Genomic DNA, 15,931 nt, shown 5'->3' on the forward strand with positions numbered 1-15,931 from the left:
GTTGTGATGCGATGAAAAGCCGGTGTTCCGCACAATGCGGACACCGGCTTTTTTGCTGGCTGCGTACGGCGGTCAGGTCAGTCGCGATGCAGCTTGAAGTCCACTTCCGAAGGACGTCCGTCGAGCGACAACGCCGCGCGCGCCGCCGGTGCGCGGCTCACCACCTTGCCGCGGCTGATCACCGCCAGTCGCGCCGCGCGCAGGCGGATCGCTTCCACCGGATCGCGCGCGTCGAGCAGCACGAGGTTGGCGGCGCAGCCCGGCGCGACACCGTAGTCTTCCAGACCGAGAATGCGCGCGCCGTTCACCGTGACCGCGTCGAAGCACGCGTGCATGCCTTCGACGCCCGTCATCTGCGCGACGTGCAAGCCCATGTGCGCGACTTCGAGCATGTCGCCCGAGCCGAGGCTATACCACGGGTCCATCACGCAATCGTGGCCGAACGCGACGTTGATGCCCGCCGCCATCATCTCCGGCACGCGCGTCATGCCGCGCCGCTTCGGATACGTGTCGCTGCGTCCCTGCAACGTGATGTTGATGAGCGGATTCGCAATCGCCGATACACCCGACTCGCGCATCAGCGGCAACAGCTTGCTCACGTAGTAGTTGTCCATCGAATGCATCGACGTGAGATGCGAACCGGTGACGCGCCCATGCAAGCCGAGGCGCTGCGTTTCGGCGGCGAGCGTTTCGATGTGGCGCGACATCGGATCGTCCGATTCGTCGCAGTGCATGTCCACTCGCAAGCCCTGCTCGGCCGCGTACTCGCACAACATGCGCACGGATTGCGCGCCGTCGGCCATCGTGCGTTCGAAATGCGGAATGCCGCCGACCACGTCGACGCCCATTGCAATCGACCGCTTCAGGTTTTCGAAAGCGCCGGCACTGCGCAGTACGCCGTCTTGCGGAAACGCGACGAGTTGCAGGTCCAGATACGGCGCGACACGGCGCTTCACTTCGACGAGCGCCTCGACGGCGAGCAGACGCGGATCGCACACATCGACGTGACTGCGGATCGCCAGCAGCCCGCGCGCAACCGCCCAGTCGCAGTACTGCATCGCGCGTTCGATCAGCGCCTCCTGCGTGAGATGCGGCTTCAGTTCGCCCCACAGCGCGATACCTTCGAGCAGCGTGCCCGACGCGTTCACGCGCGGCAAACCGTAGGACAGCGTTGCGTCCATATGGAAATGCGGATCGACGAAAGGCGGCGTGACGAGCGAGCCGGCCGCGTCGATTTCGTCGCGCGCGACGGCGGCCAGATTCGCTTCGACCGCGACGATGCGCCCCGCTTCGATGCCGATGTCGACCGCGTGCTTGAGTTGCGGCGCGACGCGTGGCGGCAGCATCGCGCGGCGGATGATCAGGTCCATATCTCGCTCCTTTTTTGTGTCGGCGTTCGCGTCGTGATTCATGACGATTCTATCGGCGTCAGAAAGGCCGCGCCGGTTTTGTAGGCGCTTAAATTGGGATCCCCGTACCGGCCGACGGCGAGCAATCCGTACCGGCAACCCGCGGCACGGCGCACCTATACTCGGTTCACGTTGTGGCGTTGTTCATTGAGGAGCGTGCGGATGAAGACGATAGGTGTGATCGGCGGCATGAGTTGGGAATCTTCCGCCGAGTATTACAGGCTGCTCAACCGTCACGCGAAGGCGCGCCTCGGCGGTCATCACAACGCGCGCAGCCTGATGCTGACAGTGGACTTCGCGCCCATCGAAGCGAATCAGCGCGCGGGCGACTGGCACGCGCTCGGCGAACAGATGGCCGATGCGGCGCGTCAACTCGAACGCGGCGGCGCCGGGCTCGTGATGCTTGCGACCAACACGATGCATCGCGTGTATGAGTCGATCGAGCGCGCCATTCATGTGCCGTTCCTGCATATCGCCGATCCGACCGGCAACGCACTGCGTGCGGCGGGCGTCGAACGAGTCGGTTTACTCGGCACGCGCTATACGATGGAGCAGACCTTTTACACGGGACGGCTGCGCGAGCGCTACGGCCTGGAAACGCTGGTGCCGGAAGAAGCGCAACGCGCGGACGTGCACCGCGTCATCTACGATGAGCTGTGTCACGGCAACGTGAAGAGCGAGTCGCGCGCGATATATCAAGGTGTGATCGAATCGCTGGCCGCGCGCGGCGCGCAGGCGGTAATTCTCGGCTGCACCGAGATCACGTTGCTGATCAAGGCGGAAGATTCCGTGCTGCCCGTGTTCGATACGACGGCGTTGCATGCGCAAGCGGCGGTGGAGTGGGCGATTGGGGGTGATGAGGCGATTGCGGATGACTGACAGCAAATGAAAAAGCCCGCGTGGCTTGCGCCAGCGGGCTTTCAATAATGCCTGGTTGCGGGGGTAGGATTTGAACCTACGACCTTCGGGTTATGAGCCCGACGAGCTGCCAGACTGCTCCACCCCGCGTCAGAGAAAAAGAGTATATAGGGGCGTCGGCAAAACGTCAAACTATTGCTTCGACTAACGGTGTCGGCATGCCATTCGACGCGCAAAAACCCGCACCGCGAATCACAGGTCCTGAACCGTCGCGCCCTCGATCTTGCCGTCGATAATATCCGCGCCGTACTGACTCGCGCTGCGTTTTGCAACGCCGAAGTCGGAGAACGTGGCGGGCAGCACGAGACGAAACACACGGCTCGCCTTCGAACCGCTAATGGCACCCGGACGGCAGACGCGCACCGCGACGTCGTAGCCTTCCGCATGCCGCTTGTGACCGTCGAATTTGTCGAACGCCCGCGAGAAAACCAGCGGATGCACTTCGAAGTCCTTATAAAGATCTGGATAAGCCTGAGCCATGATGCCCTCCGGTGCACGCCGGTGCCTGAGTGAGTCGAACTGTGAATATCACCCCACTATACGCTGCGCGCGGCGCGCATCGGCTTTTTATTTTCGACGCGCGCCACGCGGTGTGGGCGTGAGTGCAGGTGCGAGCGCCGCGAAAATCGTCGCCTTCGCGCGGGCGCTGGTAAGCTACGGCTCCTGCGCCATTCAGCTTGAGAATCTCCCGTGAAAATCGCCACCTGGAACGTCAACTCACTCAAAGTCCGCCAGCAACACGTGATCGACTGGCTCGAAACCAGCGGCACCGACGTACTGTGCCTTCAGGAACTGAAGCTGCCCGACGAAAAGTTTCCGCGCGCGGAACTCGAAGAGAAAGGCTACCGGAGCTGGTTCGCGGGCCAGAAGACGTACAACGGCGTCGGCATTCTGGTGCGCGCGGGGCTCAACGTCGACGAAGCGAGCGTCGTGCGAAACATTCCGGGCTTTGATGACTTGCAGCAGCGCGTGGTCGCGGCGACCGTCGAGGGCGTGCGCATTATTTCCGCCTATTTTCCGAACGGCCAGGCACCCGGCACCGACAAGTTCGCGTACAAGCTGCGCTGGCTTGCCGCGCTGCACGACTGGGTCAAAAGCGAGATGGCGCTGTATCCGAAGCTCGCGCTGCTCGGCGATTACAACATCGCACCCGACGACCGCGACGTACACGATCCGAAGGCTTGGGAAGGTCAAAACCTGGTGTCGCCGGAAGAACGCGCGGAGTTCGTGCGGCTGATCGAACTCGGTCTCGTCGATGCATTCCGTCGGTTCGAGCAGCCGGAAAAAATCTATTCGTGGTGGGACTACCGGATGATGGCTTTCCGCCGCAACGCGGGTCTGCGCATCGACCATATTCTGCTGTCGAAGGCGCTGGCCGAAACGTGCGCTTCGTGCGAGATCGACAAGGTGCCGCGCAAGTGGGACCAGCCGTCGGACCACGCGCCGGTCGTCGCGCAACTAGGTTGATAGAGGCGCCCCGACGCATTCGCATTCGCACACACGCTCAAGCCGAAACCGCCAGCGTTCCCCACAAAAACTCGAACACCATCGCGTCGTGCTCGGCCTGCTCCAGTTCGTCGGAGCCGCCGTGACCGCCTTCCGTATTCTCGCGATACCACACGTTATCCACGCCAAGCGCCTGCATGCGCGCCGCCATCTTGCGGGCATGGCCAGGATGCACGCGGTCGTCGGCGGTCGACGTCGTGAACATCACCGGCGGATACTTCACGCCCGCCGTCACGCGGTGATACGGCGAGTAGGCGGCGAGCACGCGCGCATCGGCGGGATCGTCGGGATCGCCGTATTCGTCGATCCACGACGCGCCGGCATGCAGCAGGTGATAGCGGCTCATGTCGAGCAGCGGCACTTCGCAGACCACCGCGCCGAACAGTTCCGGGCGCTGCACCATGCACGCCGCCACCAAAAGGCCGCCGTTGCTGCCGCCCTGGATGCCGAGTTGCGCGGCGCTCGTCACGCCGCTTGCGACGAGCGCTTCGGCCACCGCGATGAAATCGTCGAAAGCGCGTTGCCGATGCTCGGTCTGCGCCGCCGTGTGCCAGGGCGTGCCGAACTCGCCGCCGCCGCGAATGTGCGCGACCACGTACACGCCGCCGCGCTCGAGCCAACCGATGCCCTGCCCCGCGAGATAGCTCGGCAATAACGGAATCGCGAAGCCGCCATAGCCGGTCAGCAGACACGGCCGCGTGACAGGCTGTTCGGCGCGATCCGCATGATCCATGCGCTCGGCGGCAGCTTGCGCGTCGCGTGGTCCGATCACCGTGTACGGCACGCGCGTGCCGTCCGCGGAAACGGCGTCACCGCGCGTCACCACATAGCGCGTCGCGTCGAACTGCGTCGGCCAGCGGTGGACCAACTCCCACGCGGTGAGATCGTCGCGGGCAAGATCGGCAAGCCAGTACGCGGGCGGCTGCAGATAGTCGTCGGTATCGACGAACACTTCGTCGTTCAACGTCGATTCCACCGGCGAGACGTCGGCCTGCCCCTCGCCGTGCGACGGGAAGACACGCTGTTGCCACTGCCATGTGTGATCGGCGGATTGCATCGGCGTGAACAGCAAGGTCTTGTTCTGCACGTCTTCCAGATACGACACGATGAGCTGGTTGCGCGTGTGCGTCCATTCGCAGGCGGACGTCTGCGAAGTCGGGATGAACAACGGCGTGACCTCGCGCTCGCCGCGCAGGAACGCGTCTTCACGGATCGCCAGCAGCGCGCCGCCCGGATACGTCACTTCATCGTAATGCCAGTCGAGGCGCGGCTCGAGCAGCAGCCAGCCGTTCCAGCCGCCCACCGCGACATGCGAGGGCACGTCGTAACGACGCCACGCATCGGCGGCAAGCGGGACGCCGTTCGCCGCGTCGAGGTAGTACCTGTGCGAGTCGAAGAAATCGACGCTGCTCACTACCGTGTGACGCTTTTCCACCGGATCGTAGTGCGCTTGCACGCCGATGTCGTCATACGCGCCCTCGAACACCACGGGCGCGTCGGCGAGCGCCGTGCCACGCGTCCAGCGCCGCGCTTCGCGCGGATAGCCGGAGCGCGTCAGGCTCTCGCTCCCATTGTCCCAGCCGACGTAAAGCGTATCGCGGTCGATCCACGACGCCGCATGCTTGCCCGCCTTCGCGATCACAAAACCGTCGTCGACGAGGCGTCGCGCGTCGATGTCGAACTCGCGCACGACGACCGCGTCGGAGCCGCCTGGCGACATGGTGATCAACGCGCGATCGCCATCCGGGTAAAGAATGTCGAACTCGACGCAGACCCACGGCGTGCCTTCGGCTTCCCCTAGCGCGTCGAAGTCGATCAGGTCCTGCCACTCAGGCTTACCGCCGCGCCACGCCGCCCACGTGGTGCGCCGCCACAGCCCTTTGGGATTGCGGTCGTCCTGCCACAGGTCGTACGCCCACTCTTTCCATCGAGTGGGAATGACGGGGCGTTCGCGCGGCAGATACGCATCGGCGAGCCATTGTGTGAGCGTGTCGAGTCGCTCACCGCTGCACCACGCGGCGCGGGTGCGGGCGTTCTGCTCGTCGACCCACGCGAGTGCTTCGGGGTCGTCGAGCGCTTCAAGCCACAGGAACGGATCGGTGGAAAACGGCCAGGGAGAAGTAGCGGAAGAGGCAGGAGGCATCGTGAGCTGTCGGATAAAAACAGCGTTGATTATGCCTTGCCGCGCGAGAAGCGGCGGTGTTTGCGCGGCGGTTCAATGTCTGGATGTTCGGATAAAGGCGCAAGCGGCGGCCGGACGCGATATCCATGCCGCCGCCCGCCGCCTTCACACATGCCGTGCGGTCATCGAATCAAGGCTCGAGATTGAGCTCCTGAATCTTGCGCGTAATCGTATTGCGTCCGATACCGAGACGCTCCGCCGCCTCGACCTTGCGACCGCGCGTGAAGTCGAGCGCCTCGCGAATCACCGCCGCTTCGAAACGGCGTGCGAGTTCGTCCATCACGTCCGCGGAATTCTCGCGCAGCAAGCGCGCGACTTCCGTGCGCAAGCCGCCTTCCCATGCGCTGACCGTGGCAACCGGCAGGCCGCCCGGCATGCCCGCATGCGTCGCCACGCTTCCGCCATTGATCGGCGCCGTGGCCGCGAGGCTCGCGTCCGCGCTACCGATCGGACTGCCGCCCCCGCCCGTCGTAAGATCCGTCGCGCCGGCCTGCGCGGGACCGAGATCCGGCGGCAAGTCCTTGATCTCGATGGTCTGCGCGGGCGCCATCACCGTGAGCCAGTTAGCGAGATTCTCCAACTGCCGCACATTGCCCGGAAACGGCAGCGAAGCCAGATAAGCGAGCGCCTCTTCCGATACGCGCTTCGGCTCGACGCCCAGATCGCGCGCGCTCTTCTGCAGAAAATGCCGGGTGAGCAGCGGAATGTCTTCGCTGCGCTCGCGCAACGCGGGCAAACGCAGGCGAATCACGTTGAGCCGGTGATACAAGTCCTCGCGGAAAAGCCCCTGACGTACGCGCGATTCCAGATTCTGGTGCGTCGCCGCGATCACGCGCACGTTGGCGCGCAGCGGATTGTGGCCGCCGACCCGATAGAACTGGCCATCGGAGAGCACACGCAACAGGCGCGTCTGCAGATCGAACGGCATATCGCCGATTTCATCGAGAAACAGCGTGCCGTTTTCGGCCTGCTCGAAGCGGCCCTGGCGCATTGCCTGCGCGCCAGTGAAGGCGCCGCGCTCATGGCCGAATAGTTCGGATTCCAATAGATCTTTTGGAATCGCCGCGGTGTTCAGCGCAATGAAGGGACCGTTCGCGCGTGGGCTATGCCGGTGCAACGCACGCGCGACCAGTTCCTTTCCGGTGCCCGATTCGCCGGTAATGAGCACGGTTGCCGCCGAATGGGACAAACGTCCGATCGCGCGAAACATGTCCTGCATCGCGGGCGCCTGGCCGAGCATTTCGGGTGCATCGGCAACGCGGTCGTCCCACGTCTGTTCGCCGCGCATGCTCTCGTCCACCGCGCGGCGGATCAGCTCGACCGCTTTGTCGATGTCGAACGGCTTCGCGAGATATTCGAACGCGCCGCCCTGGAACGCGGCGACCGCGCTGTCCAGATCGGAGAACGCCGTCATGATGATGACCGGCAAGCCCGGCACCTTGTCACGCACGGTTTGCAGCAATTCGAGGCCCGAGCCGCCCGGCATCCGGATGTCGGACACCAGCACCTGCGGGCTTTCGTGATCGAGCGCCGCCGACGCCTCGCGCACGTTCGCGAAGCTGCGCGTCGCGAAGTTTTCGCGAGCGAGCGCTTTTTCAAGCACCCAGCGAATCGATTGATCGTCGTCTACTATCCAGATCGGCTTCATATAGGTCTGTCAGAAGTCTTGAGATGCCTGCGGTGTGCGAAGGCGTGTCAGTAGTCGAGCGGCAGCAGAATCTGAAACTCGGTGTGGCCGGGCCGGCTTTCCACTTCGATCAGACCGTCGTGTTGTTGCACGAACGTCTGCGCGAGCGTCAGACCGAGACCGCTGCCGTCCTCGCGCCCCGATACGAGCGGATAGAAGATGCGGTCACGAATGTCCTCGGGAATGCCGGGGCCGTTGTCGATGATATGCAAGTCCAGTGCCAGCTTACATAAGCGTTTCGACACCGTGATCTTGCGTGCAATGCGCGTGCGCAATTCGATGCGCGCGTCGCCTTGCGAGATGCGTTCGCGCAATGCCTCTGCCGCATTGCGCACGATGTTCAGAAGCGCCTGGATCAGTTGCTCCTTGTCGCCGCGCAGGTCCGGCACGCTGACGTCGTAATCGCGCTCGATCGTGAGGCCGCGCGGAAACTCCGCGAGAATCACCTGACGCACGCGCTCGCACACTTCGTGAATATTCACGTCGCCGACAATATGCGGATGCCGGTGCGGCTCGAGCAAGCGGTCGACCAGCGTTTGCAGCCGGTCCGATTCCTTGATGATGACCTGCGTGTACTCGCGCAACTCGTCGCGCTGACGCTCGCCCAGTTCGAATTCGAGCAGTTGCGCCGCGCCGCGAATCCCGCCGAGCGGATTCTTGATTTCGTGCGCGAGATTGCGGATCAACTGTTTGTTGACGGCCGTGAGGTCGTTGATGCGCTCCTCGCGGTCGCTGCGCAAATGCCGCTCGTTCTCGAACAGTTCGAGCAGCACGTAGTCTTGCGCGCTTTCCAGAAAGCCGACGATCGCATGCACATGCAGCGGCTCGTGAGCGGGCCGCTCGAGCACGGCATCGAGATGCGTCGCGTGAAAACGGTGAGCGGCGATCGACGTGATGGTGGCGACCAGTTCGTCGGCATTCGAGAAGATGTCCGGCCACGCCATCTGCGTGAGTTGCCGGCGCGAAAGCTCGAGCATCGACTCCGCCGACGGGTTCGCAAACGCGACGCGCAGCGTGCGCTTCTCGAGTATCAGCACGACGGTGGGCAACGCCTCGAAGCCCGGCAACAGTCCGGACGCGACGAGCTGTGCGTCGTCGGACAGCGTGTCGACGTGCCCTTTTCTCGCCTTGATCAGATTCTTTAGAACCATCTTGCAGTCTGGCCGATAGGAGATGGTGGCAAACCGCTGCGTCCGGTCGAATGAAAAAGGGACGGCGCCGCCGTCCCTTCGTGACCGATCGCGAGCGTCGGACAAAGCGCTTCGCCATTCGACGGGCGAAGCGCCATTGCCGCTTACAGCGAGTAGTACATTTCGAATTCGATCGGGTGCACCGACTGACGATAACGCTGCAGCTCGTTCGTCTTCAGTTCGATGTACGCGTCGAGCATCGAATCCGTGAACACCCCACCGCGCGTCAGGAACTCGCGGTCGCCGTCGAGCGCGTCCAGAGCCTGGTCGAGGCCGGCACACACGGTCGGGATCTTTGCATCCTCTTCCGGCGGCAGGTCGTACAGGTTCTTGTCGGCAGCTTCGCCCGGATGAATCTTGTTCTGCACGCCGTCCAGACCTGCCATCATCAGCGCGGAGAAGCACAGGTACGGATTCGCCATCGGGTCCGGGAAACGCGTTTCGATACGGCGGCCCTTCGGGTTCGACACGTGCGGAATGCGGATCGATGCCGAACGGTTGCGTGCCGAGTAAGCCAGCTTGACCGGTGCTTCGAAGTGCGGCACGAGACGCTTGTACGAGTTCGTCGACGGGTTCGTGATCGCGTTCAGCGCGCGAGCATGCTTGATGATGCCGCCGATGTAGAACAGCGCGAATTCCGACAGACCTGCGTAGCCGTTGCCCGCGAACAAGTTCTGGCCGTCTTTCCAGATCGACTGGTGAACGTGCATGCCCGAACCGTTATCGCCGACGATCGGCTTCGGCATGAACGTAGCCGTCTTGCCGTACGTGTGCGCGACGTTCTGGATGATGTACTTCATCTGCTGCAGCCAGTCGGCGCGTTGCACGAGCGTCGAGAACTTGGTGCCGATTTCATTCTGGCCCTGGCCCGCGACTTCGTGGTGGTGCACTTCGACCGGAATGCCGATCTGTTCGAGCAGCAGACACATTTCCGAGCGGATGTCCTGGAACGTGTCGACCGGAGCGACCGGGAAATAGCCGCCCTTCGTGCCCGGACGGTGGCCGGTGTTGCCGCCTTCGAATTCCTTCGACGACGACCACGGTGCTTCTTCCGAACCGATCTTGACGAAGCAGCCCGACTGGTCCGTGTTCCACCGGACCGAGTCGAAAATGAAGAATTCCGGTTCCGGACCGAAGAATGCCGTGTCGCCGAGACCCGAGCTCTTCAGATAGGCTTCGGCGCGCTTTGCCAGCGAACGCGGGTCGCGTTCGTAGCCCTTGCCGTCAGCCGGTTCGACGACGTCGCAGGTCAGAACGAGCGTGGACTCTTCATAGAACGGGTCGATGAAGGCGGTGTTTGCGTCCGGGACCAGCAACATGTCCGATGCTTCGATGCCCTTCCAACCGGCAATCGACGAACCGTCAAACGCATGGCCGCTTTCGAACTTGTCTTCATCGAATGCCGACACCGGCACCGAAACGTGTTGCTCTTTGCCGCGCGTGTCGGTGAAACGGAAGTCGACAAACTTGACGTCTTCGTCTTTGACGAGTTGAACGACGTCGGCCACGGATTTACTCATAACCTATCTCCTGATTAACGAATTCGGCGGATTTCAGCCGCCGCCCAATCTAGCTGACCCGTCCCGGCGCGTCCACCCTCAATTGTGAAGAGCGAATGTGAAAATTAGCCGTTGCTGATCGATCGGCCTGACTAAAGCAGCAACTGTGCCATGTATGCGCCAAGACGGCGCGCGTGCTGACAGTGCGCGCGTCGGCGGGGAATTCGCGCACCGGCGGATATGCAGCCCTAAAATTCGATGGTTTCTCGAAGCACCAAAATGAGGCGCGGGTGGGAGGTGGCCGCTGTCGCGGAACGACTTTGGTGCATATGCGGCATTTTGCACCATTAAAGGGCGAGCGGTTGCAGCGTGCGCGTCGCCTCGGATTGCAGGTCGTCCGGTGGCCGCGCGGGCCCAAAGCGCCGCGCTAGAATGGTCACTTGATCAAGGAGACCAACGCATGACTACCCTCGAACAGTTGTATGCGCAGGCGGACAAACGCCGCACCGAAAGCCAGTTGCCTTACGCCGGCGCGCTGTCGCCGGCCGAGGCGTTCGAACTGCTGCAGCTCGACACGGGCGCGCGTCTCGTCGATGTGCGCACGCGCGCCGAACTCGACTGGGTCGGCCGGCCCGTGATCGGCGACGGACAGTATGCGCACGTCGAATGGACGCGCTATCCGGGCGCCGTGCCGAATCAGGAATTCCTGCATCAATTGAGCGACGTGGCGTCGCCCGATACGCCGGTGCTGTTTTTGTGCCGCAGCGCCGCGCGCTCCAAGCTCGCGGCGATCGCCGCAGCGCAGGCGGGCTTCACGAAGGCTTATGACCTGCTGGAAGGCTTCGAAGGCGACAAGGACGGCCAGGGACATCGCAAGACGGTGTCGGGCTGGTGCTTCCGCGGCTTGCCGTGGATTGGCGCGTAAGGGGTGCGTGAGGGCGCTGGAGCGGCGTATTGAAGCGGGGAGTAAAGCGTCCGGTACAGAGCTGCGGGCCTGTGAACCGCCGGTCGGAAGCCAGCCGGTCGCGAACCGACCGCTAGCCCGCCATTACCGCCGCTATTAGCCGGCCACTCGCGCGCGGCTCACCGTTGAATCGCGCGTCAACAACGCAGACATCACGCGCGAGGCTTTCCCGCCGCCTCGTGCTCGACAATATCGCCGCCGAGCAGATGCACGCCCTCGCGTAGCTTGACGAACGCCGCCGCCACCGCTTCCGGCTCGCCCTTCACGCCGAGATCGATGTGATGCCGCGCATAGACGCCGCCACGCTCGGCGTCGCCCACGCTCGGCAGACTGAACACGCGCACGCCGGGGAAGTCGTGCTCGATCTTCTCCATCAGCGGCGTTAAACGCGACTCGGGCAACTCGAACACGAGCAGCGATTTTTCCGCGTGCGGCATCGCGTGATGCAGATGCGCGTAGTGCGTGTCCAACACCCATTCGATCATCGGCCAGGCCATGACCGGGAAGCCCGGCACGAAATAGTGCTCGCGGATCGAGAAGCCCGGAATCTTGTTGTAGCCGTTCGGAATGATCGCCGCGCCTTGCGGATACGTGCCCATATTCAGCCGATGCAGATTCTCCGGCGAGTTCAGATCGAGCGGCGTCGCGGCCGTTGCCGGGTACATGTCGCGGATGCGCTCCTGAATCAGCTTCTGCGCTTCCGGATGCAGTTGCAGCGGCACGCCGAGCGCGGCCGCCGCGCATTGACGCGTGTGATCGTCCGGCGTCGCGCCGATGCCGCCCGTCGAAAACACGATGTCGCCCGAGTCGAAAGTACGCCGCAGCGTGGCCGTGATGCGCTGCGGGTCGTCGCCGATGTACTCCGCCCAGCCAAGCGACAAGCCGCGCGCGCCGAGCAGTTCGATGACTTTCGGCAAATGCTTGTCGACGCGCCTGCCCGACAGGATTTCATCGCCGATGATGATGACGCCAAATGCCATTGCCGCCTCTTTGGTTATCTCGTTCGTTGATCAATAAGGAACCGGGGCCGCGTGCCGCACGCCGCCGGCCTCGTCCGCGCGCATGCGCTGCAGCGCCCGCAGACAGTAGTAGCCGAACCACAGCGCCGAAAACACGAGGATGAACGCGTAAATCCAGATCGTCACCGCGGTGATGACCGGAAACAGCACCAGCAGCCACACGGACGACGCCCACAGCAGCGTCGGAAGCGAACCCATCAGACCGCTCGCAACGCCGATCAAAAGCAGCGGCAACCGGAAGCGCCGCACGAGCGCGCGCCGCTCATCGCGCGTGGCGTGCAGCGCGAGCGCGTCGTACGTCATCACGCGGTAGGTCAGCCAGCCCCACAGCAACGGCGGAATCAGCGCGAAAAACGGCGGCACGAGCCACAGCGGCAGCGTCACGATCAGCAGCACGAGACATACCAGCGTCGTCCAGAGCGCCTGGCCGAGGCTGCCGTACCACGTTCCGCCGCGGCGCATTTCGAGGCCGGGGAACTGGCGCGTCGACAGGAAGCGGATGACGGCCGGCATCGACAGCGTGGCGATCAGCAGCAGTACGGTGACGACGATCAGCGGGATCGTCATCGCGACGACCAGGAACGGCGCAATCGCCGCGTGCAGCCCGGAAAAACCGAGCGAGTCGAACAGATGGTAAAGCGTGACGGTGAACGACCAGCCTTCGAGCCAGCCGCGGGTCGTGCCGATCAGCGTCTGCCAGCTAAACCACAGGATCACGCCCCAGCCGACCGTCGCCGCGACGAACGGCATGAAGGTCAGCCAGAGCATGCGCGGGTGGAGCGCGCTTGCGAGCGCGCGCCCGAACGAGCGCAAAAGGTCATTCATGCGAGCCAGTGCCGGTGAGTGCAACGGTGAAATGATGGAGCGGCGCGGCGGTCACTGAACGTAGACCGTGCGCGCAAACGTGGACAGCATAAACCACGCGACGGGCCGCCGGGGAGACCGGCGGTGGATGGACAACGAATGAGGAACGATTGAAGAACGAATGAAGAATGAAGTCAGTCAGGCTCAGACCGCGGTGGCGCCGCCCTCGTCCCGATTGCCGCGCCGTGCGCTCAGACGCCGGCCGATGCGCACGAAAGCGAGCCAGTGCTGCGCCCAGAAGCCTTCGCCGTACGCGCGACCCTGCAACTGGTCGCTGATGCCGGTCGGCTCCATCTCGCGGCTCCACGACACGCTGCGAAACAGCATGTCCCACCACGGAAACAGCACGCCGAAGTTGCAGCCGTACTTCAGGCCCTCGTGACCGTAACCGATCGCATGATGGCGCCGATGAAACGTCGGGCTCACCAGCAGCCGCTCGCCCAGCCAGCCGAAATGCAGGCGGATATTCGCGTGCTGCACGCTCTGCGCGAGATTGGTAATCGCGACCAGCACGACGAACTGCGACGGCGGCACGCCGATCACGAGCGCGATGACCGCGAAGAACGACGCCTGCAGCAAATCGTCGAGCAGATGGTTGCGGTCGTCGGCCCACAGCGACATTTGCTGCTGGCTGTGGTGCACCGCGTGCAGCTCCCACCACACGCCGATGCGATGCTGCCAGCGGTGATACCAGTAACCGGCGAAATCGAGCGCGAGCAGGTACATCACGAACGTGACGAGCGGCTGCGTCGTCACGCCCGGCCACAGGTTGTCGAACTCGATATTGGAGATGTTATGCAGGCGCAGCCATGCCTGCACATTGTCGAAAAACGGCTGCAGCGCGAAGAAGAAAAACAGGTTCAGGATGCCGAGCTTCGCGATCCACGTGTAGATCACGTCGACGCGCACTGCCTTGCGGTTGTCCCACTGCTCGACCGGACGCAGCGCCTCGAGCGGCCGCAGGATCGCATACATGGCCAGCACCTCGACGACGCCCACGATCACCCAGTAAAGGCTGTCGTAGGTGTCTTCGTCGTAGTCCATCAGATCGAAGTGGAACAGCAGCGGCCTGCACCACGTTGACGTACAGCAACGTCTGCGCGGCGGAGACGAAGTTGTCGAGCGAAGAGAAGATCAAATGGAACATGGTGCTGGTCGGTTACTTCTGTGTTTGCCGCTCGCTATCGTGGGTATTGCGCTGCGTACTGGGCGTATCGTGCCTCGCGTGCGGCGTGGCGCGGCATGGCTCGCTCCATTATCACGCGCCGTTGGGCGCTGTGACCGGCGCGCGATTAAAGAAATAGATGCCGTGCGGCGAGCGGCCGACGGCGATCGTCTGGATCAGCTTGCGCGTGCTCAGATCGATGATGCCGACGTGCTTCGCGAAGCGGAACGTTACCCAGAGATAGCGCTTGTCGGCGGAAAGTTCCATGTCGTCGGGCCCGGGCATCAGACCGGTGATGTCGCCGACGTTGGTGAGCGAGTCTTCGTCGATGATGCTGATCGTGCTCGCGACGCGGTTCGACACCGCGACATGCTTGCCGTCCGCCAGCGAGCGGAAGTTGTGCGCGCCGTTGCCCGTGTGGATCGTCTTGACGATCTTCTGCGTGTGCCAGTCGACCACGGCCACGTAATCCGCGCCGGTCATGCCGACCAGCAGATACTTTTCGCCCGGCGTCATCCACAGGCCCGCCGGCACCTTGCCGACTTTCATCTTCCACTTGACCGTTTGCGTGGCCAGGTCGATGGCGGCGAGTTCGCCCGAAACCTGCAGCGTGACGAAGACCGTCTTGCTGTCGTTCGTGAACGCCATGTGGCTCGGCATGACCGCGAGCGGCAGACGCGACGCGAGCGCCATCTGGTTCTTCTGACCGTCGTAGTGATAGATGTCGAGACGGTCGAGACGCAGCCCCGTCGTGACGAGCCATTTGCGGTCAGGCGAGAAGCCGATCTGATACGGATCTTCGATATTTTCGACCCAGCGCTGGACCTGCCCTGTCTTCGGGTCGACGAACATCAGATTGTTCGACACCGAATTGGCGACGATCAGCGAGGAATTATCCGGCGTCACCATCAGATGATGCGGTTCCTTGCCCGTGGGCACGGTGCCGATTACCTGGCGGGTGGTCTCGTCGATGAGGCTCAGCGTGGCTTCGGCGGAATTCAGCACGATCACGTTGTTGGCGCGGGCTGCGGGAGAAAAAAAGCCTGCCGCGGCGGCGAGAGCGAAGCCTGCGGCGAACGTGGCTGTCACGCCAGGAAGAAAAAATTTACGCATGAAAACTCACTTCGGAGAACGACCGTCATTGTAGAACGTTTGCCGTGGCCTGCGGTTGACGCAGATCGGGGTTGCAGAGCGGGGAAAATCGAGGGCCGGATGAGCGCACCCGAAGCGCATCGCCGATAAACATGATCTGCAAGATCGAAAGGTGTCGTCCTAACTAGAAAATGTTGTCGTGAGAATACGCTCAATAATCAGGAAACAATTTAATACCGATAGAGAAATATCTCGTTGTCGATTAAATATCCAGCGAGATAAAGACGCAAACTAAGAGCGTGAAAATTAATTCCCGCGTAATTCGGATTTTGCTTATTTGCGCCGATCACGCACAGCCGGAGAATCCCGCAGGCTCATCGTCCAAGCCATTCCAAAGGACGCAAGAGTGAGCGCAGATGATCGGTCGTGATAATCA

Annotated in this window: 12 protein-coding genes, 1 tRNA gene and 1 pseudogene; 3 read left to right on the forward strand and 11 right to left on the reverse strand. The window is 63.0% G+C overall.

Annotation, left to right across the window (positions count from 1 at the left end):
- Nucleotides 1–77: 77 nt before the first annotated feature.
- Nucleotides 78–1,370, reverse strand: a complete 1,293-nt coding sequence (locus ABIE53_RS13735; RefSeq protein ID WP_114156246.1) for an amidohydrolase family protein — start codon at nt 1,368–1,370, stop codon at nt 78–80.
- A gap of 201 nt (nt 1,371–1,571) precedes the next feature.
- On the opposite strand from ABIE53_RS13735, the gene ABIE53_RS13740 reads away from it, so the two are divergent.
- Nucleotides 1,572–2,288 (forward strand): aspartate/glutamate racemase family protein, encoded by a 717-nt coding sequence (locus ABIE53_RS13740; protein ID WP_114156247.1) that lies wholly within the window; start codon nt 1,572–1,574, stop codon nt 2,286–2,288.
- Between the two features lie 52 nt (nt 2,289–2,340).
- Here the strand turns inward: ABIE53_RS13740 and ABIE53_RS13745 are convergent.
- Nucleotides 2,341–2,417: transfer RNA gene (locus ABIE53_RS13745), tRNA-Met, on the reverse strand.
- 102 nt (nt 2,418–2,519) lie between these two features.
- On the reverse strand, nt 2,520–2,807 hold the full coding sequence (locus ABIE53_RS13750; protein WP_006051248.1) for a hypothetical protein: 288 nt from the start codon (nt 2,805–2,807) through the stop codon (nt 2,520–2,522).
- A gap of 210 nt (nt 2,808–3,017) precedes the next feature.
- Here ABIE53_RS13750 and xth point away from each other — a divergent pair, with 210 nt between their 5' ends.
- The gene (xth, locus tag ABIE53_RS13755; RefSeq protein WP_114156248.1) at nt 3,018–3,794 is read left to right on the forward strand and encodes an exodeoxyribonuclease III; all 777 of its coding nucleotides are present in this window, start codon (nt 3,018–3,020) and stop codon (nt 3,792–3,794) included.
- A gap of 37 nt (nt 3,795–3,831) precedes the next feature.
- Here the strand turns inward: xth and ABIE53_RS13760 are convergent, their stop codons facing one another.
- The 4 genes from ABIE53_RS13760 to glnA form a co-directional block, all read right to left on the reverse strand.
- Nucleotides 3,832–5,976, reverse strand: coding sequence for a prolyl oligopeptidase family serine peptidase (locus ABIE53_RS13760; RefSeq protein ID WP_114156249.1), 2,145 nt, complete (start codon nt 5,974–5,976; stop codon nt 3,832–3,834).
- Between the two features lie 169 nt (nt 5,977–6,145).
- Complete coding sequence (ntrC, locus tag ABIE53_RS13765; RefSeq protein ID WP_029967520.1) at nt 6,146–7,663, reverse strand: nitrogen regulation protein NR(I); 1,518 nt, start codon at nt 7,661–7,663, stop codon at nt 6,146–6,148.
- Nucleotides 7,664–7,710: 47 nt separating this feature from the next.
- Nucleotides 7,711–8,853 (reverse strand): nitrogen regulation protein NR(II), encoded by a 1,143-nt coding sequence (glnL, locus tag ABIE53_RS13770; RefSeq protein WP_006051244.1) that lies wholly within the window; start codon nt 8,851–8,853, stop codon nt 7,711–7,713.
- Between the two features lie 143 nt (nt 8,854–8,996).
- The gene (glnA, locus tag ABIE53_RS13775; RefSeq protein WP_006051243.1) at nt 8,997–10,412 is read right to left on the reverse strand and encodes a type I glutamate--ammonia ligase; all 1,416 of its coding nucleotides are present in this window, start codon (nt 10,410–10,412) and stop codon (nt 8,997–8,999) included.
- A 439-nt stretch (nt 10,413–10,851) separates the two neighbouring features.
- On the opposite strand from glnA, the gene ABIE53_RS13780 reads away from it, so the two are divergent.
- Complete coding sequence (locus tag ABIE53_RS13780) at nt 10,852–11,316, forward strand: rhodanese-like domain-containing protein (protein ID WP_006051242.1); 465 nt, start codon at nt 10,852–10,854, stop codon at nt 11,314–11,316.
- 191 nt (nt 11,317–11,507) lie between these two features.
- Here ABIE53_RS13780 and ABIE53_RS13785 read toward each other — a convergent pair whose 3' ends face one another.
- The 4 genes and pseudogenes from ABIE53_RS13785 to ABIE53_RS13800 all read right to left on the reverse strand — a co-directional run bounded on the left by ABIE53_RS13785 (nt 11,508) and on the right by ABIE53_RS13800 (nt 15,516).
- Nucleotides 11,508–12,335, reverse strand: coding sequence for a competence/damage-inducible protein A (locus tag ABIE53_RS13785; RefSeq protein WP_029967522.1), 828 nt, complete (start codon nt 12,333–12,335; stop codon nt 11,508–11,510).
- Nucleotides 12,336–12,365: 30 nt separating this feature from the next.
- Nucleotides 12,366–13,199 carry an EI24 domain-containing protein gene (locus ABIE53_RS13790; RefSeq protein WP_114156250.1) on the reverse strand — a complete coding sequence of 278 codons (834 nt, stop codon included), beginning with the start codon at nt 13,197–13,199 and terminating at the stop codon, nt 12,366–12,368.
- A gap of 183 nt (nt 13,200–13,382) precedes the next feature.
- Nucleotides 13,383–14,385, reverse strand: a pseudogene (locus tag ABIE53_RS13795) (sterol desaturase family protein).
- Nucleotides 14,386–14,496: 111 nt separating this feature from the next.
- Nucleotides 14,497–15,516, reverse strand: coding sequence for a YVTN family beta-propeller repeat protein (locus tag ABIE53_RS13800; RefSeq protein ID WP_006051238.1), 1,020 nt, complete (start codon nt 15,514–15,516; stop codon nt 14,497–14,499).
- Nucleotides 15,517–15,931: the final 415 nt, after the last annotated feature.

The organism is Paraburkholderia sp. OAS925 (assembly GCF_040543975.1).
Classification (GTDB): domain Bacteria; phylum Pseudomonadota; class Gammaproteobacteria; order Burkholderiales; family Burkholderiaceae; genus Paraburkholderia; species Paraburkholderia graminis.

Bases quoted from the DNA above. Each gene is read 5' to 3' on its own strand.
- ABIE53_RS13735 (WP_114156246.1), bottom strand. From the start codon at position 1,370: ATGGACCTGATCATCCGCCGCGCGATGCTGCCGCCACGCGTCGCGCCG.
- ABIE53_RS13740 (WP_114156247.1), top strand. From the start codon at position 1,572: ATGAAGACGATAGGTGTGATCGGCGGCATGAGTTGGGAATCTTCCGCC.
- ABIE53_RS13750 (WP_006051248.1), bottom strand. From the start codon at position 2,807: ATGGCTCAGGCTTATCCAGATCTTTATAAGGACTTCGAAGTGCATCCG.
- ABIE53_RS13760 (WP_114156249.1), bottom strand. From the start codon at position 5,976: ATGCCTCCTGCCTCTTCCGCTACTTCTCCCTGGCCGTTTTCCACCGAT.
- ntrC (WP_029967520.1), bottom strand. From the start codon at position 7,663: ATGAAGCCGATCTGGATAGTAGACGACGATCAATCGATTCGCTGGGTG.
- glnL (WP_006051244.1), bottom strand. From the start codon at position 8,853: ATGGTTCTAAAGAATCTGATCAAGGCGAGAAAAGGGCACGTCGACACG.
- glnA (WP_006051243.1), bottom strand. From the start codon at position 10,412: ATGAGTAAATCCGTGGCCGACGTCGTTCAACTCGTCAAAGACGAAGAC.
- ABIE53_RS13780 (WP_006051242.1), top strand. From the start codon at position 10,852: ATGACTACCCTCGAACAGTTGTATGCGCAGGCGGACAAACGCCGCACC.
- ABIE53_RS13785 (WP_029967522.1), bottom strand. From the start codon at position 12,335: ATGGCATTTGGCGTCATCATCATCGGCGATGAAATCCTGTCGGGCAGG.
- ABIE53_RS13790 (WP_114156250.1), bottom strand. From the start codon at position 13,199: ATGAATGACCTTTTGCGCTCGTTCGGGCGCGCGCTCGCAAGCGCGCTC.
- ABIE53_RS13800 (WP_006051238.1), bottom strand. From the start codon at position 15,516: ATGCGTAAATTTTTTCTTCCTGGCGTGACAGCCACGTTCGCCGCAGGC.